The organism is Niveispirillum sp. CC-CTL257 (assembly GCF_059489915.1).
This window is the reverse complement of sequence record NZ_JCAJXE010000004.1, coordinates 258,030-278,379: the sequence shown is the minus strand read 5'-3', so window position 1 is coordinate 278,379 and position 20,350 is coordinate 258,030. Positions and strand designations below refer to the sequence as shown.

12 protein-coding genes are annotated in these 20,350 nt (G+C 61.3%); 5 read left to right on the top strand and 7 right to left on the bottom strand.

What is annotated here, in order from left to right; genetic code table 11:
• Positions 1–115: 115 nt before the first annotated feature.
• The 3 genes from ABC729_RS21845 to ABC729_RS21835 all read right to left on the bottom strand — a co-directional run bounded on the left by ABC729_RS21845 (position 116) and on the right by ABC729_RS21835 (position 4,597).
• Positions 116–1,441: a sigma-54-dependent transcriptional regulator gene (locus ABC729_RS21845; RefSeq protein ID WP_495609723.1), complete on the bottom strand. Its 1,326-nt coding sequence runs from the start codon at positions 1,439–1,441 to the stop codon at positions 116–118.
• 3 nt (positions 1,442–1,444) lie between these two features.
• Positions 1,445–3,175 (bottom strand): sensor histidine kinase, encoded by a 1,731-nt coding sequence (locus tag ABC729_RS21840; RefSeq protein WP_495609722.1) that lies wholly within the window; start codon positions 3,173–3,175, stop codon positions 1,445–1,447.
• Positions 3,176–3,253: 78 nt separating this feature from the next.
• Positions 3,254–4,597: a dicarboxylate/amino acid:cation symporter gene (locus ABC729_RS21835; protein ID WP_495609721.1), complete on the bottom strand. Its 1,344-nt coding sequence runs from the start codon at positions 4,595–4,597 to the stop codon at positions 3,254–3,256.
• A 413-nt stretch (positions 4,598–5,010) separates the two neighbouring features.
• Between ABC729_RS21835 and ABC729_RS21830 the strand changes: the two genes are divergently transcribed.
• From ABC729_RS21830 to pyk, 3 genes are all read left to right on the top strand, one after another.
• Entirely contained in the window at positions 5,011–6,030 is a 1,020-nt protein-coding gene (locus ABC729_RS21830) for an MltR family transcriptional regulator (protein WP_495609720.1), read from the top strand.
• 317 nt (positions 6,031–6,347) lie between these two features.
• On the top strand, positions 6,348–7,922 hold the full coding sequence (locus tag ABC729_RS21825) for a DEAD/DEAH box helicase (protein WP_495609719.1): 1,575 nt from the start codon (positions 6,348–6,350) through the stop codon (positions 7,920–7,922).
• Positions 7,923–8,300: 378 nt separating this feature from the next.
• A complete protein-coding gene (gene pyk, locus ABC729_RS21820) occupies positions 8,301–9,713 on the top strand; it encodes a pyruvate kinase (protein ID WP_495609718.1) in 1,413 nt (470 codons plus the stop codon).
• Positions 9,714–9,781: 68 nt separating this feature from the next.
• Here pyk and ABC729_RS21815 read toward each other — a convergent pair whose 3' ends face one another.
• The 4 genes from ABC729_RS21815 to ABC729_RS21800 form a co-directional block, all read right to left on the bottom strand.
• Entirely contained in the window at positions 9,782–11,806 is a 2,025-nt protein-coding gene (locus ABC729_RS21815; RefSeq protein WP_495609717.1) for a methyl-accepting chemotaxis protein, read from the bottom strand.
• 197 nt (positions 11,807–12,003) lie between these two features.
• Positions 12,004–14,706 (bottom strand): FkbM family methyltransferase, encoded by a 2,703-nt coding sequence (locus tag ABC729_RS21810; RefSeq protein ID WP_495609716.1) that lies wholly within the window; start codon positions 14,704–14,706, stop codon positions 12,004–12,006.
• Between the two features lie 37 nt (positions 14,707–14,743).
• Positions 14,744–17,497: an FkbM family methyltransferase gene (locus ABC729_RS21805; protein WP_495609715.1), complete on the bottom strand. Its 2,754-nt coding sequence runs from the start codon at positions 17,495–17,497 to the stop codon at positions 14,744–14,746.
• A 349-nt stretch (positions 17,498–17,846) separates the two neighbouring features.
• On the bottom strand, positions 17,847–18,251 hold the full coding sequence (locus ABC729_RS21800) for a hypothetical protein (RefSeq protein WP_495609714.1): 405 nt from the start codon (positions 18,249–18,251) through the stop codon (positions 17,847–17,849).
• A gap of 367 nt (positions 18,252–18,618) precedes the next feature.
• Between ABC729_RS21800 and ABC729_RS21795 the strand changes: the two genes are divergently transcribed.
• Together ABC729_RS21795 and ABC729_RS21790 are read left to right on the top strand one after the other, a co-directional pair.
• Positions 18,619–19,743, top strand: a complete 1,125-nt coding sequence (locus tag ABC729_RS21795; RefSeq protein ID WP_495609713.1) for a cache domain-containing protein — start codon at positions 18,619–18,621, stop codon at positions 19,741–19,743.
• A 239-nt stretch (positions 19,744–19,982) separates the two neighbouring features.
• On the top strand, positions 19,983–20,342 hold the full coding sequence (locus ABC729_RS21790) for a helix-turn-helix domain-containing protein (protein WP_495609712.1): 360 nt from the start codon (positions 19,983–19,985) through the stop codon (positions 20,340–20,342).
• Positions 20,343–20,350 lie beyond the last annotated feature (8 nt).

The window sequence follows — 20,350 nt, the reverse complement described above, 5'->3', positions numbered from 1 at the left end:
CCCTCCCCAAGGATTTTATCGCTTAGGTTTATAAGGGCATATGCGCAATCGCGTCAACGTGGTGATATGACTTCTGCGGTCCGATGGTTCATTCCGGTATCGATATGATGATCCCCTATCGGAAACTATCAATTTCGATACCGAAACGTTTCAGCTTGTCATAGAGTGTTTTCTTCGGAACGGCCAGCGCGTCCGCCGCCGCCGGCACGTCGCCCTTGCTGTCGGTCAGGGCGGCCATGATCAGCTGCCGCTCAAACGCCTCCACCTGCGCTGCCAACCCCACCGCGTCCGCCCCACCACCTAGGAGCGCTGGCAAGCCCAGGGCGATGCGGTCGGCAACATTGCGCAGCTCCCGCACATTGCCGGGCCAGCCATGGGCCAACAGCGCCTGCCGATCCGCCGCCGGAACCAGCGGTGGCGGCGTGCCAAGCCGGTCGCTGGCCGTCAGCAGGAAATGGTCCAGCAGCATGGGGATATCGTCGCGCCGCTGCCGCAGCGGCGGGATCGACAGGGGCACGACGTTAAGGCGGAAATACAGATCCTCCCGGAACCGCCCCTGCTTCGACAACGCCGCCAGATCCTCCTTGGTCGCCGCCACGAAGCGGATATTCAGCGGGATGGACCGGTTGGAGCCCAGCCGCTCCACCCGCCGGTCCTGCAACACGCGCAGCAGCTTCACCTGTGCGGCCATCGGCATGCTTTCAATCTCGTCCAGAAACACCGTGCCGCCATCGGCGAATTCCAGCTTGCCGATGCGGGTCTTGGCAGCGCCCGTGAAGGCCCCGGCCTCATGCCCGAACAGCTCGCTTTCCACCATGCTGTCGGGGATCGCCCCGCAATTGATGGCGACAAACGGCTTGGGCGCGCGTTTGGAGAATTGGTGCAGGGCATGAGCCACCATCTCCTTGCCGCTGCCCGTCTCGCCCAGGATCAGGACATCGGCACCCGTATCCGCCACCTGCCGGATCAGCTTCTTGACCGCCATCATGCCCGCTGACCGGCCCAGCAGCGCGGCGTCCAGCCCATCCTGCTGCACCAGCGCCTGACGCAGCGCCCCCACCTCCGCCAGCAGCCGGCGCTTCTCCAGCGCGCGGTTGACGGTGGCGACCAGCCGGTCGGACGCGAATGGTTTCTCAATGAAATCATAGGCCCCGTCGCGCATGGCCCCCACCGCCATGGCAATATCGCCGTGCCCCGTCATCAGGATGACCGGCAGCCCCGCCTCCACCGCCAACGCCGCCTTCAGCAGCGCCAGACCATCCATCCCCGGCAGGCGGACATCGGTGATCAGGACATCCGCCCCGTCACGGCGCAACGCGTCCAGCGCCGGTTCCGCCGCCGCAAAGCCGCGCACGGGCAGGTCGGCCAGCTCCAGCGCCTGTTCCACGCCCAACCGGACGGAATCATCATCCTCCACCAGCAGGATGCGCGGTGCGCCCATGCCCTAAACCCCTTCTGCCGCCGGCAGGTCGATGCTGAACAATGCCCCGCCATCCCGCCCGTTCGCGGCGGTCAGACTACCACCATGGTCGCGGATGATGCTGGCCGAAATCACTAGGCCTAAGCCCAACCCGACCCCCGGCGGCTTGGTCGTGAAAAACGGCTCGAACAGATGCGGCATATGGTTATCGGCAATCCCCGGCCCCGTATCGGCCACGCGCAGAAGCACGCGGCCCCCCGCCGCCGCGCCCGAAACCACCACCTGCCGCACCTCCCGCCCCGTTACCGCGTCCAAGGCATTGCCGATCAGGTTGACCAACACCTGTTCCAGCCGCAGCCTGTCACAGCGCACGGTCAGCCCGGCGCCCAAGTCCAGCACGATCTCCGCCCCCACCCGCCGCACCTTTTCGGCCAGCAGGGTCAGGGCGCTGTCGATGGCACCTGCCACGGCCACATGCTCCGGCCTGTTGTCCGACCGCCGGGCAAAGCTGCGCAACTGCCCCGTGATCCGCGCCATCCGTTCCGTCAGGCCCGCGATATGGCGCAAATTCTCCTCCACCCGGTCCAGCCTGCCGCGCTCCAGAAACGCTGCCGCATTGTCGGAAAAGGTGCGCAATGCCGCCAGCGGCTGGTTCAGCTCATGCGTGATGCCTGCCGACAGCTGGCCCAGGGCCGCCAGCTTGGCCGCCTGCACCAGATCATCCTGCGCCCGGCGTAAATCCTCGTTGGCGGCCACCAGTTCGGCGGTGCGCGCCGCCACCTCCCGCTCCAGCGCTGCCGCCGACCGTTCCCAGGCCCGCCTTGTCCGCCGCCGCTGCCGCCAGTAGAGCCAGCCCAGCAGGCACAACGCCGCCACCCCCACCCCGCCGACGCGGCCCACAGTGCGAGCCATCGCCACCCCATCCAGGCTGGACAGAAGATAAAGCCGCCAGGGCGTGCCCTCCACCGCACTGTCGCTGGCAAGGTAGGTCCGCGCGTCCCCCGCCAGCGTCACCGTCCCATCGGCCCCCGGCCGCCAGTCCAGCGCGCGCAGCGCCACCCCCTCATATTGCCGCGTATCGGCCAGCCGCACCTTCTCCGCGTCCGACAAGGGCGCCAGGGTGCGAAAGGTCCAGTCGGGCACCGATGACAGGATGACCACCCCATTGCCATCCACCACCAGGATATTGTCCGACAGCCCGGCCCAGCTTTTCTCCACCGGGGTCAGCGAGACCTTGACGACGGTGATGCCCAGGGTCAGGCCGCCTTCTTCCAGCGCGCGGGCGAAATAATGGCCCGGTTCCCGGCTGGTGGTGCCCACCCCATAAAACCGCCCGACCCCACCCGACAGCGCGTCGCGGAAATAGGGGCGATAGGCGAAGTTGCGGCCCACGAAACTGTCTGCCTGCCGCCAGTTGCTAGCCGCCAGCGTCGTGCCGCCCGTATCCATCAGATACAGCGCCGCCGCCCCTGTGCGCGCCGCAATCTGCTCCATATAGATATTCGCGGCCTCCACCGCCGCCGGATCATCCGGGCTTTGCAGGGCGGTGCGCAGCGTGCGCGACAGGCCCAGGATGGCGGGCGTCGTCTCATGCCGCGTCAACTCGCTGCGCAGGCCCGCAATCAACAAGGCCCGCCTCGGCCCCGCCTGATCCAGCAACGCATCCCGGCTGATCCCCGCCGCCAGTTCACCCCCGGCCCAGGCCAGCACAGACGCCAACAGGGCGAAGCCCAGGCCGATTAGGCCGGTCTTCACCCTGTTGCTGCCGCGCATGGGAGGGGTGGAGGTCATGGCGGCAAAGGATAAGGGATGAAGCAGGGGTGCCGCAAACCCTTACTCAGCCGGGGCCAGCACGCCGCGCGGCCGCTCCATCGCCTCTTCAATCCCCGTCGGGTTGGCCAGTTCGGCCTGCAGCTTGGCCGTATCCAGCGCGCCTTCCCACTTGGCCACCACCAGCGTGGCGACACCATTGCCGATCAGGTTGGTCAGCGCGCGCGCCTCCGACATGAAGCGGTCAACGCCCAGGATCAGGGCGATGGACGCCACCGGAATATGCCCGACGGTCGCCAGCGTGGCGGCCAGCACGATGAAGCCCGACCCGGTCACCCCCGCTGCACCCTTCGACGTCAACAGCAGCACCGCCAGAATACCCAACTCCTGCCAGATGCTAAGCTCGGTATTGGTGGCCTGGGCCAGGAAAATGGCGGCCATGGTCAGATAGATACAGGTGCCATCCAGATTGAAGGAATAACCGGTCGGCACGACCAGACCCACCACCGACTTTTCCACACCCAGCTTGTTCAGCTTGGCCATCAGGCGCGGCAGGGCGCTTTCCGACGACGACGTGCCCAGCACGATCAGCAATTCTTCGCGGATATAGCGGATGAAGCGGGTGATGGAGAAACCACAGACCCGCGCCACAACGCCCAGCACGCCGAAGATGAAGATCAGGCAGGTGGCATAGAAGGCGGCCATCAACTGCCCCAGCGACAGCAGCGTGCCGACACCATATTTGCCGATGGTAAAGGCCATGGCCCCGAAGGCACCGATGGGTGCCACCTTCATCAGCACGCCGACAATCTTGAAGAAGATGCCAGAGGCCTGATCGATCAGGTGCAGCATGGGCCGGCCCTTGTCACCCAGGCTGTGCAGGCCAAAGGCGAACAGGATGGCGATGAACAGCACCTGCAAAATCTCCCCCTCGGCAAAGGCGCCGACGACGGTGCTGGGGATGATGTGCATCAGAAAGGCGACCGTGCCCTGCTCCTGCGCCTTGGCGGCATAGGATGCGATGGACTTGGTGTCCAGGGTGGCGGGATCGACATTCATGCCAGCCCCCGGCTGCCAGACATTGACGATCACCATGCCCAGAACCAGGGCGATGGTCGTCAGAACCTCAAAGTAAATCAGAGCCTTGAACCCGACGCGCCCCACCTTCTTCATATCCTCCATGCCAGCAATGCCATGCACGACGGTCAGAAAGATGATGGGCGCGATCAGCATCTTGATCATCTTGATGAAGGCATCGCCCAGCGGCTTCATGCTTTCACCCACCGACGGGTAGAAATGCCCCAGCGCCACGCCGACGGCGATGGCCACCAGCACCTGCACATAAAGGCTCTGATAGAACTTCTTCGGTGCCGCCGGGCTGGCGGCGATGCTGGCACCCTGGGCCATGTCGCTTCTCCCAATTAATCCGTGTCCGCCGGGTTGGGAGGCCGCATAGCCCCGTCCCGCCTTCGGGGGCCTATAGGCATGTGCTGTGCCAGGGGGCGGGGTGATGGGGAATCAAGGGGTTGGCGTGGGGTGGGGGTGGGTTTTGTCTGGATTTCCGGACAGGGGTAGTGGGGTTTGTGCGGGATTCCGGACGGGGGATTGGTTCAACACCCAATCGTTCACCCATTCTATTTTGCTCGTATACACAGTTAAGGGAATTTCCCATAGTCGCTGCGTACCGCAAAAAATGCAGCCACATATATGGCGACCATCTTTATGTTGATGGTTTCCAACTGTTGATTTGGTGTGTTCTGCATATTATATCCTAAGAGATTTTTAAATTCTGGTCGTGTTTGAGTGCGGAGCCATCGAAAATGATTAATGAAAACGCCGACTCCACTACAATAAAAATTGATATTTCGGAAGATCGCCAGAGCGCTAATTTAATAGTATCAAATAATGTAGATAATATTCATTTGATTGCAATGAATACTCATTCTGTCGATCAACTAATTGCCGCACTCGGCACGACCAGACATCAAATGCAGGACCCAGTACCGTTAAATATGAAAGAAGGCATTCACCCACTATCCGATTTTAATCCAAGATGGTATGTTCTTCCCGATAGCGAGAATAAATTTGCAACCTTCTGGATTCGACACCCCAGTTTTGGCTGGACCGGATACGGCTTTCCTCGCCACGAGTCAGGAAATATTGCAAAGTGGCTTCGAAAGGTCACCACAATATCATGCACAAGGGATACGCAATCCCCGGCCGCCACTTCATTTGGAGGGGATAACTTCTTATTAACGACAGAAGGATTAGGTTATTATTATTACGGTAAAGGAGAAACAAGAATTGGACCAAACCCCTTTGAGCAAATTGAGTTCGACTCTGATAGAGCCGCTGGAATTGTTGCTGGATCAATAGCCGAGCGCCGATTAGAGCAAGCTATTCGAGCTAGGCTGCGCAGCGATCAGCCAAAGGTCTCCGAGAAACTATTCAGGCCAAGTGGCGCACTTGGCGCCTTCAGTACAAAAATTGATTTAGCTTATCTTATGGGTTTGCTATCAGAAGAAGCCTATAGAGACCTATCAACTCTGAAAAACATTCGAAATGATTTTGCGCATTCTCTGGAAACAGATAGTTTTGATATTCCCACAATAAGGGATCGGTGCAAAAATCTTACTTTAATTGAAAAGCATATCGGCCCCGTTCCTGATTTCGAGAGCAACGTCAATCAGTCAAGTAAATTAGAATGGTACATGGGGCTTCCAGATTATAAAGAAAAGCTAGACGATCCACGATTTAGATACATTATGACAGCGCAGTTTATTAGCAACTCACTAGGAGAAGGAGCGGATCAGCCTGACAAGCATACGCCTTTTATCTAGAATCAGTGCCCCCCCGCTTTCCGCTCTTGTGCTGTCGTAGCGCGGATTAGGCGCAAGCCGTAATCCGCGGAAAGCCCGGCACCGTAGCACCGCGGATTACGCTGACGCTAATCCGCGCTACGATCCCATCGCCCCACCCCACCGCACCCCTGCCCCCCGCCTTCCGCCCTTGTCGCAGCGCACAATCCCATGCGATAAGCTCTCCATAACGCAACATTCTGGAACCGCCGCCCCATCGGGCCGCCACCGTTCCGGTGGTGCTTATGGTGTCCGGCTGCATCCTGCGCCGGGCCGGTTACAGGGTTACGTTTCCTCACATGCTTGATTTCAATGGTCTGGGGCTGCTGTCCCCGCTTTCCGCCGGGCTGTCCGCTGCCGGCTACACCACCCCCACCCCCATCCAGGCGCAGGCCCTGCCCGCCGCACTGGCGGGCCGTGACGTGCTGGGTCTGGCCCAGACGGGTACCGGCAAGACGGCGGCCTTTGCCCTGCCCGTCCTGCAGGCCCTGGCCAAGGCGGACAAGCGGGCGCGGGCGCATTATCCGCGCGCCCTGATCATGCTGCCCACGCGTGAACTGGCGCTGCAGGTCGGCACCGTTTTCGACCTGCTGGGCATTCAATTGCCCTTCACCAATGCCGTGGTGCATGGCGGTGTATCGATCAATCCGCAGATCAAGGCGCTGGCGGCAGGGGTCGATATCCTGATCGCCACGCCGGGCCGCCTGATCGACCTGATGGATCAGGGCAAGTGCAAGCTGGATAATGTCGTCCTGTTTGTGTTGGACGAGGCAGACCGCATGCTGGACATGGGGTTCCTGCCGGCGGTGAAGAAGATCGTGGCAAAGCTGCCCAAGACGGGCCGCCAGACCATGTTCTTCTCCGCCACCATGCCTAATGATGTGTCGGGTCTGGCCGAAAGCCTGCTGCGTGATCATGTCCGGGTGGAGGTGACGCCGCCCGCGACGACGGTGGAGCGCATCGACCAGTCGGTGATCCATCTGGACATGGCGCAGAAGGCACCGACCCTGGTGAAGCTGCTGTCCGATCCGGCGGTGGAAACCGCCATCATCTTCACCCGCACCAAGCATGGCGCCAATAAGTTGGCGGCACAGCTGGCGGGTGCTGGCCTGGAGGCTGACGCCTATCACGCCAACAAGTCGCAGAATGCCCGCGAACGCGCGCTGGATGCGTTCCGCGCCGGCAAGACCCGCGCCCTGGTCGCCACCGACATTGCGGCGCGCGGCATCGACGTGGATTTGATCACCCACGTCTTCAATTATGACCTGCCGGAAGTGCCCGACGCCTATGTTCACCGCATTGGCCGCACGGGCCGCGCGGGTCGGGCCGGCACCGCCGTCTCGCTGGTCACGCCCGCCGACCGTCCGCTGCTGAAGCAGATTGAGAAGGTGACGCGGCAGTCGATCCCGCGCCACGCCATGGAACCCGCTGCCGCCGCCGTTCTGCCGCAGCTGAAGCCCGAACGCCCGCCGCAGCCGCAACCCAAGCGCGGCAACCGGCCCAGGCCGGCGGGACAGCCGGGTGAGCGTGCCCAGCAGGGCCGGGGCCATCGCGGCCAGCCGCGCCATGCAGAGGCGGCACGCGGCGACAGTCCGCGCACCGACGCGCCCCGCGCCGACACCAATCGCATAGAGGGCACGGCCACCCCATCCGCCCGTCCGCAGCAGCCGCGTCCCCAGGGTCAGGGACAGCGTCCGGCCCAGCAGGGCAAGCCGCAACAGCATTCCCGCCCCGCCGCCAAGCAGACCGCCGACAATCGCCCCGCCCGCGACGGTGCCGCCAAGCCGCAGCGGCCCCAGCGCCCGGCCCGTGAGGGTGCCGAGGGCGGTGGTGACTGGACGCCCGACTTCCTGCGCCGTCCCGCGCGGGGTTGATCGGCACCATCTCTCTTCATCGCTCAGGCCTCTATAACGCCTTCCCGGCATTCGTCGGGAAGGCGTTTTTATGCAAGCTCACCCAACCGCTGACTTCCCCGCCGCACAATGCTATAGTGCGGGCAGCAGCGCTTGGCCGCTGCCCCCATGACAGGTCCACCCCCTGTCCCCGTGCAACACCCCCTTGTTTTGTGTTGCATCCTGTTGCACGAGCGCGCCAGGAATGGCGTTTCGGTAACTGAATTACCAAACTGACATCGAATTCTTGTAACTGGGGGGATCAATTTTCCCACGAACCATGCTATAGGGAATGGGAATGAACGGGCGCCCCCGTGCCCCCATAATATTTTTGTGCCACCAGAGCCTCAAGGATCGCCCATGCGCCGCCATCGCCACGCCAAGATCGTCGCCACCGTCGGCCCGGCCAGCAATACGCCGGAAAAGCTGAAGGAGCTGTTCCTGGCCGGCGTCGACGTCTTCCGCCTGAATTTCAGCCATGGCAGCCACGAGGACCACGCCAAGGTCCACGCCGCCATCCGCGCCCTGGAAAAGGAAGTGGGCCGTCCCATCGGCATCCTGCAGGATTTGCAGGGTCCCAAGATCCGCATCGGCACCCTGACCGCCGGCAAGGAAGAACTGGTGAACGGGGAGAAGGTGACCTTCGTCCTGGGCAAGGAGCCGGGGGGGAAGGATAATATCCCCCTGCCCCATCCGGAGATTTTCAAGGCCATCATGCCCGGCCAGGACCTGCTGATCGATGATGGCCGCGTCCGGGTGCGGGTGCGCGGCGTCAGCGATGACAAGATCACGGCAGAGGTGATTGTCGGCGGCGTCATTTCCAACCGCAAGGGCGTGAACCTGCCCGGCACGGCGCTCGACCTGTCGCCCCTGACGGAAAAGGACCGCGCCGATCTGGCCTTCGGCCTGTCGCTGGGCATGGATTGGATCGCCCTGTCCTTTGTGCAGCGCCCGTCCGACGTGATTGAGGCCAAGGCCCTGATCGGCGACAAGGCCGGTCTGGTCTCCAAGATCGAAAAGCCGCAGGCACTTGAGAAGATTGAGGATATCATTCGCCTGTCGGACGCCATCATGGTGGCGCGTGGCGATCTGGGCGTGGAAATCCCGCATGAGGACGTGCCCGGCCGTCAGAAGGAACTGGTGCGCGCCGCGCGTCTGGCCGCCAAACCGGTGATCGTCGCCACCCAGATGCTGGACAGCATGGTGGCCAGCCCCACCCCGACCCGCGCCGAAGCCTCCGACGTCGCCACCGCCGTTTATGACGGCGCCGACGCCGTCATGCTGTCCGCCGAAAGCGCCTCGGGCCAGTATCCGGTGGAAGCCGTGTCGATGATGAGCCGCATCATCGCCAGCACGGAGCATCACCCCACATACCGCCCCATCATCACCGCGCTGGAGCCGGAGGTGGACCATACCCCATCGCACGCCCTGGCCGGGGTGGCCGCCGATCTGGCCGACACGATCGACGCCGCCGCCATCTTCGCCTATACGGCCAGCGGCAATACCGTGGCCCGTATCGCCCGCAAGCGGCCCGACGTGCCCGTGCTGGCCGCCACTCCGCATGAAGGTGTGGCCCGCCGTCTGGCGCTGGTCTGGGGCTCGCACGCCATCCATTCCGGCGATGTCGGTACCTATGAGGAGATGGTGGACCGCGCCCGCACGCTGGCCGTGAAGGAAGAGTTCGTGCGGCCGGGCGAGCGGATTGTCGTCGTCGCCGGCATCCCCTTCGGTCAGTCCGGCAGCACCAACAACCTGCGTATCGCCAAGATCTGATCGCGTAGAACATGAAGAAGCCCGGCGGCCATGCGGTCGCCGGGCTTCTTCTTTGTATGGGCTTTGGCTTACGCGGCAGCCAGACGCAGACCGTCCAGGCGGTCAGCCAGCACATGCTGGCCCGCCTCGGTCTGGTCAAAGCGGACAGAGCAGCCGCCCTGTTCGCTGGCCACCACCGTAAAGGCGATGGGCGATGGCAGTTGCCGCCATTCCAGCTGACCCTTCTGTCCGCTGCTGACGCCGTCCAGGGTCAGCAGCGCCCCGCCGCTGGAGATATTGTCCAGGCCGGCCTCCACCGACCGTTCCCCGATCTGGACGCTGACTTTCTGGCCCACCTGATAGCGGCGGGCCGCGCGGCGGTCCACGTCGGAAATGGCGGTGCGGACCACGCGGACCAGGGTCTGGCGCAGGGCGTTCACCCCATCGGTGACGTGGGTCGACACTTCGCGCAGCAGGACTGCCTTCTCGCCGGTGCCATGGGCCTCCTCGGACACCAGGGCGATGCGGCGGGAGACCTCGCGGTTGGCGTTGGCCGTCTCCGACACGTTACGGGCGATTTCCTTGGTCGCCGCCGACTGTTCCTCCATCGCGGCGGCGATGGTGGAGGAAATATGGTCCATATCGTTGATGGCACCGCTGATCGAGGCCACAGCCTCCACAGCGGCAGCGGTGGCCGACTGGATCTCGCTGATCTTGGCTGTAATGTCCTCCGTCGACCGGCTGGTCTGGGTCGCCAGATTCTTCACCTCCGACGCCACGACGGCAAAGCCCTTGCCGGCCTCCCCGGCGCGGGCCGCCTCGATGGTGGCATTCAGCGCCAGCAGGTTGGTCTGGCCGGCAATGTCACCGATCAGGTTGGCGACCTCCCCGATCTGGCCCACCACCTCGCGCAGGCTCTCGATGGTGGCGCGGGTGCGCTCGCCCCCTTCCACGGCCTTGCGGCTGACATTCATGGCATGCGCGACCTGAGCGCTGATCTCCTGGATGGAGGCGGTCAGTTCCTCGGTGGCGCTGGCCACGGCCTCGGCATTGGCCAGCGCCTGTTCGGCGGCGGCGGCCACATTCTGGGCATTGTCGCTGACCTGGGCCGCCGACCGTTCCATCCCGGCGGCGGTTTCGTCCATGATCGCGGCCTCGGCGGCGACATTGTCTACCGATACCCGGCTTTCGCTTTCCACCGTCTCGGCCATGCTTGTCAGGGCGGCAGCGCGTTCCTCCCGCGCCTTGGCTTCGGCCACCACCTGCGCCTCGCGCAGGCGGACATTGTCCGCCGTGCGTTCATGCAGGATGGCAAGGGCCTTGGACATGTCGGCAATCTCGTCCGTCCGGTCACCGGCGGCGGGCACCCGGACCGTCAGATTACCGTCGCCTATGGCGCCCAGCACCTCCGTCAAGCCAATCAGCGGCCGCACGACATGCCGGTTAAGGACAAACATCACCAAGGCCGACAGGGCCACACCCACCACCAGCAGGATCAAAGATAGGTCGGCCAGATCATCGGCGATATCCACGGCACTGCCCAGCTCGCGATGCATGCTGTCGGTGGCTTTGGCAGCGATGACGTCCACTTCCTTAACGACCGCGTCCAGCGCGTCGGTCAGGGCCTCGGTCTTGGAATCCAGCTCGCCCATCAGCTTGTTGCCCTGGGCCGGGCCGTCCTTGACATAGGCATGGGCCATCTTCAGGCCCAGATCATAGAACGGGTCCAGGGCAGACCCGACCTTGTCCAGCTGTGCCACCAGCTGCGTCTGTCCCATGGCCTTTGCCAGTTCCTTGGACTTGCGCAGATTCTCGCGCGCGTGGTCACGGGCCTTTTCCGCCTCGGCGTACCCGTCATCCAGCCCGTCCAGGCCGCGCGTGGCCGACACGTCGGTCAGCCATTGCTGAATCTGGACCAGATTGATCGACAGCAGCCGGGCCGTGGAGACAAGGTCCAGCGACTGTACCGCCGCCAGGTCAGCGGCGCGGTTCGCCTGCGCGATCTGCTTCTGCTGCCGTCCGGCACCCAACAGCATCAACACCGTCGCCGCCGCCAGCAGTAACAGCACCAACAGATTGGAAAACATGATCTTCTGGCTGATGCCAATGCGCATGATGACTGATCCTGACAGAATCAGGAGCGGCGACGACCACAGGTCGCCTGCCGCACCGTTGGTCATACCCTTAGCATTTGCAACAGAGCCGTGGCACCTATCCTACCGAATAGGCAGCTGCGCTTGCCTGCCGGATAGAGGCCCGGCAGCCCATGCAGACCATACAGGGATTGGGATGCACCGCCCTTACCCTACGCCTACTTCACGATTTCAGGCAGGCCGACCACCACGGTTTCAAATTCAGCAGGGACACAAAGAATATTCTCCGAAACACAATCCGGATTAATATCTTTCAAGTTGCCCCGGAAATTATGCGGGCTGAACGCTCTAGGCATATGCTGCCAGATTCGATAGCCCATGGAATAGACGAACTCGAATAACGCCGCCGAACGGTCCTTCTGGTCATTCTCCAGATACAGGATAGGACGGCAGCGGCGTATGGTTGCAACCGCGCCGCGTAGCACCTCCAACTCCATACCCTCCACATCAGCCTTCAACAGACGCAGTTGCGAAAGCCCCATACTGTCGATCGTGACGACGGGGACGCTATCGCTTCCGCCGCTGCTCCGACCAAGTGATATGCCGCCGAAATTGCCTAATCGGCTATAATCGACGTCGGGGACTAGCAACTCACCAGGTTCGGAGCCCACCGCAGCCCGATGAACCGTGATCTGATCCAGACCATTGGCTTCGACGTTCCAGGCCAGCAGCTCATTAATGAATTTCTGTGGTTCGAACGCATGCACCCGCCCGCCGCGCCCAACGGCGGCGCCCAGGGCCAGCGTGTGTGCGCCGAGATTGGCGCCCGCCTCAATCACCGTATCGCCCGGCTGCAACAATTCATGGCAAATGACGGCTTCCTCCTCCGACCACTCCCCATAGGCATCCAAATAGCGGCCAATAAACAAGTCTGTGGCGGGATAGCGCATGCGGCCATGCCGGGTCTCGGATTCCATAATGCCGGGCGCCACTTCCCTCGATGCCCCGAAGGTTCGCAGCAAGGCCGCGCGCCGATTGGCGGGCAGCGGCGGCCGCATGACGGGCGGATATGGCAACGGTGCCGGTGCCGGTGGCGGCGGTGACGGGATCAGCCGGCTTGTGTCCCCATCCTTCAGCGCCGCAACATCAACGGCCAGTCTTTCGAACAATTCTGACCAGTTGCCAGATTGACGTTGACGGAAAAGCCGCATGTTCGAAGGGTACCAGGGGCTGTCTTCCCGTGTGAGCATCCAACGCCAATCGGGCGCAAACTTCAAAGGTACCCACACAGGGCGACCCAACGCACCGGCCAGATGCGCAACCGACGTGTCAGAGGAAATGATCAGATCCAGGTGCGGCATGACAGCGGCGGTATCCAGAAATGCGTCCGGCCCGCTGTCGAAGTCAGGCCCCAAAGTTTCAACCCGCATTCCCTCCGGCAGGCTGTCCAACTGATCCAGACCATCGCCCTTCTGTAAGCTGATCAGGGTCACACCAGGCAGCCGGGCCACCGGCGCGAGATTTTCAAGTCGATAGGAACGGCCAAAGTCAACCCCGACCCCAGCCTTGCCTTGCCACACGACCCCGATGCGGAATCCCTCCTTGGGCAAGCGCTCCTTCCAAGCCTCAACCCGCACAGGATCGGCCCGCAGATATGGGATGGGTGCCGGCACCTGGTCCACATTAACGCCAAGAATGTGAGCAAGGCTCATGATGGCGACATGCACATCAAAGGACGGTAATGGTTGGCGGTAGGTCGCCAGGGTTACGCCTGGGATTGACTGACTGTAAAGCGCCAACAAGTTTGCTGGCACTTCCAGCACGACTTTCCCCGCGCGTTCCACCACCTGCTGAACAAAACGCAGGAACTGGATGCTGTCCCCTAATCCCTGCTCATGATGGATCAGGATGGTCTTGTCGCTGATATCCTCGCCATGCCACTCCGGCTTGTCAAAGTCCCGCAAGGGCACCGGCAGATTGTCTCTCAGCCAGCGCCATTCGAAATGTTGCCACCCCTCTTGCCACTGACCCAGCGTCAAGAAGACGCTAGCCGCTGTCGCATGCAACACCGGATCCGCAGGATGGACTTCCAACATTCGACGCGTGTTGCGAACAGCGGCCTGTACATCTCCCATTTCCATTGACAGGCTGGTCAAATTATTCAAGGCGTTGCGATTGTTCGGTTCCTTGGATAGCACCATCTCGAAGCAGTGCCGGGCGCCTTCAATATCACCACGATAGCGAAAAAATGCATTACCCAGATTAAGGTATGCCTCGGCCATGTCGGGCCGCATACGCAATGCCTCATTGAAATGCTTTATCGCTTCTTCGCCCCGACCCAGACGAACTAGACAATTGGCCAGATTGACATGAATTTCGGGTATATTGTTGTTGATTTTTAGCGCATGCTCAAAACCAACAACTGCTTCATCATTGCGATCAACCGTCACCAGGAAGCTTGAAAATTTGAACAATCCATCGATCGAATCAGGTTCAATTGCCAGTCTTTGACGATATCCGTACTCGGCCCCTGCAATATCCCCGATCGCCTGTTTAGCCTGCGCCATCACATCATAAGCGGGAGCTGCGCCCGGCTTGAGCCGCACGGCCCTTTCGCTTGCTCCGATGGCTTCTGCGTGGCGACTTATGGCTTGAAGCGAAATGGAGAGGTTGACCAGAGCGTCATAATCGTCAGCGATAAAGGTCAGCGACTGAAGGATGGCTTCGATCGCCTTGTCATGTTGCCCTAGTTGTTGATAGGCAATCCCGAGAGGGTGCCAGACACTGACGAAGTTCGGAGCTGCGGCAAGTAACGCCTGATATCGACTGATGGCTTCCTCCACCTTGCCGGCAAGATGCGCCATCTTGATGTCGTTAAGTTCGTTTATCAATTTGCTCTGAACGTCCACCGTCAGCCCCATTTTCAAATAACCCGAAACGTCAGATTTATTCTGGCTGTCAATCAGCCGTGGCAGAAGGGTCGATCACCTTCAAACCGATAACAACAGGTCTGCTCTCCGCTGGCAAACAGAGCAAGTTGACCGAAATGCCCTGTTGAGACAGCGCATTCCAGCAGCGCCGAAAGTTAGTTGCCCGGAACAGCGGGCTGTCATGCTGCCATATCCGGTATCCGAGACTGGCAATCATATCAATCAGCGTGCGGGCCCGGTCGCCTGTCGGTCGTTCCAAATAAAGGGCGGGACGGCACCGGCTGATAGTTTCCTGCGCGCCCATGATCACATCAAGTTCCATACCCTCAACATCTACCTTCAGCAGGCGCAGGTTATTGAGACCAAGGCTATCGACGGTAATCAGGGGAACCTCTTCTCCCGTTTCGGCACCAATCAACGATAAGCCACCGAAATTATCGACCCGGCTGTAATCCACCAGCGGCACATGGATTTTGCCCACTTCTTTACCCACCGCCGCCCGCAGGGCCTGCACCTGCGGCAGGTCGTTCGCCTGCACATTCCAGGACAACAACTGATGAATGAAGTGCTGCGGCTCAAACGAATGCACGTGGCCGCCTTTGCCAACAGCGTGCGCAAGGGCCAAAGTCAAGGCACCGACATTGGCCCCTGCTTCCACCACGACATCGCCTTCCTTCAGAAGCGCCCTGCACAACTCTGCTTCTTCAGCAGCCCATTCGCCATAAACGTCCAGACAGAATCCAATGAACTTGTCATTGGCCGGATAACGCATACGCCCATAGAGGGTATCCGTTTCCATGACACCATCCGCGACGCGGTGCGACGCGACGAATTCGGAACGTTGAGCAACCTCAACTTTAGTCGGCACCTGACCTGATATCAGCTTGGCGGGCGGCCTGTGCGCTGGAAGCGGCGGTGCCTGTACAGGCGGGAAGGGTTTCAAGGGCGGGCGCGGCGGCGGCGGGGATGCCTGCAGCTTCGACCGGTCACCATCCTTCAGGGCGGTGACATCGGCGGCCAGTCGCTGGAAAACGCTCGCCCAGTCGCCAGGATTGGTCTGCCGGAACAGGCGCATGGTTTGCGGATACCAAGGACTGTCAGCCCGTTCCACCATCCAGCGCCAGTCAGGCGAGAATTTCAGGGGCACCCAAACGGGACGGCCCAAGGCACCCGCGAGGTGGGCCACCGACGTGTCAGAGGAAATGATCAGATCAAGATGCTGCATCACGGCAGACGTATCCAGGAAGGCCCCCGGTCCTTCATCGAAATCGGGGCCCAACGTCTCGACCTTCATCCCCTCCGGCAGATGCTCCAACTGGTCCAGGCCATAGCCCTTCTGGAGGCTGATCAGCGTGACGCCGGGGACACGGGCAACGGGCGCCAGTTGGTCAAGCGTGTAGGAACGGCCCTTGTCAACGCCAGTTCCCGGCTTTCCCTGCCATACGATGCCGATGCGGAAGCCCCCTTGCGGGATGCGGTCCTGCCATTTCGTCACCCGTGCGGGGTCGGCATGCAGATAGGGGATGGGGGCTGGAACTGTGTCCACCGTAACGCCCAGCACCAAAGGCAGGCTCATCATCGCGATGTGGACGTCAAACGGCGGCAGCGGCTCATCATAGGTGGCCAGGGTCACGCCCCGTATCGACTGACCATACAGGGCCAGCAGGTTAGCCGGCACCTCCAGGATCACCTGCCCCGCGCGCGCCACTACCTGCTGTACAAAGCGCACGAACTGAATGCTGTCTCCCAGCCCCTGTTCATGGTGGATCAGGATGGTTTTGGCGCTGATATCCTCGCCCCGCCATTCCGGCTTGCCGAAATCGCGCAACGGCACCGGTAGATTATCGCGCAACCAACGCCATTCCAGGTGCTGCCAACCCTCCTCCCACTGTCCGCCCAGCATGAACAGGGCGGCCGCCGTTCCGTGTGCGCCAGAGGATTCGGGCGGGACGGCCAGGCGGCGGCGGATATAGGTCTCCGCCTCCCCCAGTCGGTTCTGGTTCATGTAAACATTGGCGATATTGTTCAGGGTATCGCCGTGATCAGGCAACCGTTCCAGAACCTGCAAAAACAGCTGGAGCGTCTGTTCGGGATCGGCCCCGTCTTCATATTGAAGTGTGGCCAAATTCAGCAGCGCTTCCGGCATTCCCGGTTGAAGGCGCAGTACCTCATTGTAAAGCCTTACCGCCTCGTCCCGCTGCTGGCGATTCTGCAGCAGGCTGGCCAGATTGACCATCGGCTCCACCATGGAGGGGCGATGGCGTAGAGCGTCGCGATAGGCCTGAATGGCATCGTCAATTCGCCCCTGGCCCGCCAGAATGATACCCAGGGTGAACAACCCCTCCGGCGAGGCTGGGTGCGCCGCCAACATGCGACGCACGCTTTGCTCCGCCAGCGGCAGATCGCCCGACTGCTGATCGGCCATAGCTTTCAGCAGCAATAAATCGGGTGCCGTCGGACGGATTGCCAAAGCCGCAGAATAAGCCTGCGACGCCTCCGCACCACGCTTCAAATTCAGAAGAGAATTGCCGAGATTGATCTGCGCATCACAGTCCTTCGGCGCGATCTTGACCCACCGACGGATAAATTCGACGGCTTCGGCATGTTTGCCCTGTTGCTGCAAGGCGATCCCGAGGGGATGGAGAGCCTCATTCAAACCGGGGTGCCGCTTCAGCAGTTCGCGATATCCCTTTTCGGCTTCCTCCACCTTGCCGGCAAGATGCTTCTCCTTGACGGCCTGCAAGTTCGCCGCCACGCCCTGCGCCATGCCTTTATTATGCACTTATCCCCTCCGGTGACGGCATTACTGGATGCAGTAGTATCGTCACGCCCACACCGGAAGCAACGGTTTCTCCGTGAATTCGGCAAGCAGCAGCAGGGAGTGGGTTAGGTACCGGTACGAGGATGTGCGCGTCCTGCATTCATGAATGGGAGAAAGGTTGGCCGCCGCCGGGGCGACCACGGACAATTGGCGTTATCAACCCTATCATCCAAAAGCATTCGTCGATGCACATCGCCTGTCGAATCCCTGGTGTCAGGATCAAGGCGCACCGGTGGTAAGGCGTCGCCCTGCCGCCAGTTTGATACCGTCGCGGCTTCCTCGGGCCGACATCTTGACGGGTGATGTAATTTCACCTCAGCGCGTTGGCGATCAGATAGTTGGCAAAATCCGCAACCTTCAACTTGATCGCCGCCTTTTCGCTTTCCCCGGCCATGGCCCGCGCCAGGACGATGTGACGTTGCACATCGCTGTCCGCAACCTTGAAAAGGGCGGTCTCCCCCTTGATACGGGGATAGTAGGTGGGATCGACACGCTTTTGACGCTTGCTCAGCCGTTCGACCATCTCCTCTTCAGTCAGGTCGATATCGGCCTGCTTCTTGACCAGGGCCCAATCCTTCTCCCCCGCCATTCCGGCCGCCAGAATTTCCGCAGGGTCGCCATCGCAAATGCCGACCTTGAACAGGTTCTTGCCCAATCCGACGTCCGATCCCCACTGACTGAGATTGGCGCTGCGCGCAACGAAGATGGTGGCCATGGGTCCAGGATTCCTGAGCAAGAGACGCTGTTTTATCATGGTGGGAGTAGCGCAAGCGGGCGCTTCTGAAAAGGGGCGATACAGGTTGCTCCCTGGATCTGTCTATTTATTGAGCGTTAAAGATTAAATATTGTGCGACAATGCGTTAACGGAACATAAATGAGAAGAGCTTTAATGTTTCGCCGCCTATCCAAAAGAAATAAGTTGCTCATATTTTAATCAATATTTCATCTGGATAATTTTTAATCAGTTGCTACAGTAAGCAGGTCAGACGGCGCAAAGCCGCATCGCCTTCGCAAAGATGCGTGGCGTCAAGGAAGCAAACCCCACCAAGTGTTCGCAATGCCAATAAAGAACCGTGGTACACATGCCGAAAGATTTGACGGCGGATATTTCCGCATATCGGGCGAATGCTGATCAGGAGGCCTCCCCCGAAACCATCATCGAACTGGCCCGTGAGGTCGCCGAAGTATCCGCCATGCGGACCAGTGCCATCGGCGACATCACCCGCCGGACAAAGATACTGGCCCTCAATGCCAAGATCGAGGCGGCGCGGGCCGGCGTTCATGGTGCCGGATTCGGGGTCGTCGCGGCGGAGGTTCAGACGATCTCATCAGAGATTGACCATGCAGCCAGCCAGATGCGCGACGAGATTGTCGGCAGCGCCAATCGTCTGCACCAGTTGGGACAGGGGCTGGTCGGGTCGATGCGCGGCCAACGGCTTGCCGATCTGGCGCTTAACATGATCGACATTATCGACCGCAACCTTTACGAGCGGTCGTGCGATGTCCGATGGTGGGCCACCGACAGCGCCGTGGTCGATGCGCTGGAAAAGCCCGGCACGGCCACTGCCGATCATGCCAGCCACCGGTTGGGCGTGATCCTGAAATCCTACACGGTCTATCTTGATATCTGGGTGGCGGATGCGCAGGGCCGGGTGGTGGCCAGCGGGCGACCCGGCAAGTACCCCGTACTGGGCCGTTCCGTTGCCGGCGAGACCTGGTTCCAGGATGCAATGGCCACACGGGATGGAACGGAATTCGCCGTGGCTGATGTGGCCCCGCATGACGGGCTGAATGGTCAGCCGGTCGCCACCTACGCCACGGCCATCCGCGCCGGCGGGGAAGAAAATGGCCGTCCCCTGGGGGTGTTGGGCATTTTCTTCGACTGGGCCCCGCAGGCCGGTTCCGTTGTCGGCAATGTCCGCCTGACGGAGGAGGAGCGGCTGGAAGGCCGCACCAAATGCCTGATCGTCGACAGCAACTTCCGGGTGCTGGCCGCCAGCGACAAGCGCTATCTGCTGATCGGTCGCTATCCGCTGACCACAGCCGGGCGGGACATGGGCTATTACACGGCGGAGGATGGCACGATGGTGGCGTTCGCCCTGACCCCGGGCTACGAAACCTATAAGGGCCTGGGCTGGTATGGCCTGATCCTGCAACGCCCGCCCGAGGTTGAAGCCTCCTGGAATGCCCGTCACGGGCAGGCGTAACGGGCACCGGAGAATAACCGGAAGCCATCGGTCGGAGTCGCACCGGAGTCGCGCGGCTCCGACCGCCCTGCACCCCGTTCGGATTATCTCTCTCGCCCCATTATCGCCATCAACCCCCTATATTTTGTTGCATGCAAGGGGTGGGGACAGGTGCATACCCCCGTCAGCGAGAGAAAAGTGGTATTCTGTTATAAAGTCGCTTATGTTCGACGCAGACGTTAGAGTTCATGGGGTGCCGGATGTATTCACATCCTCAACATGGTGGCGGTGAAGAGGTCAAGGAGCTGCGCCGACAGGCGGGTGCTTGGCTGAAAGGCCGTCGAAGCGAGGTCGGCCTTACCCAGCGTGCGCTGGCTGAGGCGGTTGGCCTTGAATATTACACGATGGTGTCGATGATTGAGGCGGGGCGTGGTCGCATCCCGCCGGACAGCTATCTGGCATGGGCGGGTGCCCTGCAGATGCAGCCGGCGGAATTTGTGCGAACCCTCATGCAATTTTATGACCCCATTACCCATTCCATTCTGTTCGGCGATGCCGGTACAAACACCCCCGGCGGCAGCGATGGGGACCAGCAGGCCCCGCGCTTTCGTGTTGTTTAAGGACTAGC

Bases quoted from the DNA above. Each gene is read 5' to 3' on its own strand.
- ABC729_RS21800 (WP_495609714.1), bottom strand. From the start codon at position 18,251: ATGGCCACCATCTTCGTTGCGCGCAGCGCCAATCTCAGTCAGTGGGGA.
- pyk (WP_495609718.1), top strand. From the start codon at position 8,301: ATGCGCCGCCATCGCCACGCCAAGATCGTCGCCACCGTCGGCCCGGCC.
- ABC729_RS21825 (WP_495609719.1), top strand. From the start codon at position 6,348: ATGCTTGATTTCAATGGTCTGGGGCTGCTGTCCCCGCTTTCCGCCGGG.
- ABC729_RS21830 (WP_495609720.1), top strand. From the start codon at position 5,011: ATGATTAATGAAAACGCCGACTCCACTACAATAAAAATTGATATTTCG.
- ABC729_RS21810 (WP_495609716.1), bottom strand. From the start codon at position 14,706: ATGGGGCTGACGGTGGACGTTCAGAGCAAATTGATAAACGAACTTAAC.
- ABC729_RS21835 (WP_495609721.1), bottom strand. From the start codon at position 4,597: ATGGCCCAGGGTGCCAGCATCGCCGCCAGCCCGGCGGCACCGAAGAAG.
- ABC729_RS21795 (WP_495609713.1), top strand. From the start codon at position 18,619: ATGCCGAAAGATTTGACGGCGGATATTTCCGCATATCGGGCGAATGCT.
- ABC729_RS21845 (WP_495609723.1), bottom strand. From the start codon at position 1,441: ATGGGCGCACCGCGCATCCTGCTGGTGGAGGATGATGATTCCGTCCGG.
- ABC729_RS21790 (WP_495609712.1), top strand. From the start codon at position 19,983: ATGTATTCACATCCTCAACATGGTGGCGGTGAAGAGGTCAAGGAGCTG.
- ABC729_RS21815 (WP_495609717.1), bottom strand. From the start codon at position 11,806: ATGCGCATTGGCATCAGCCAGAAGATCATGTTTTCCAATCTGTTGGTG.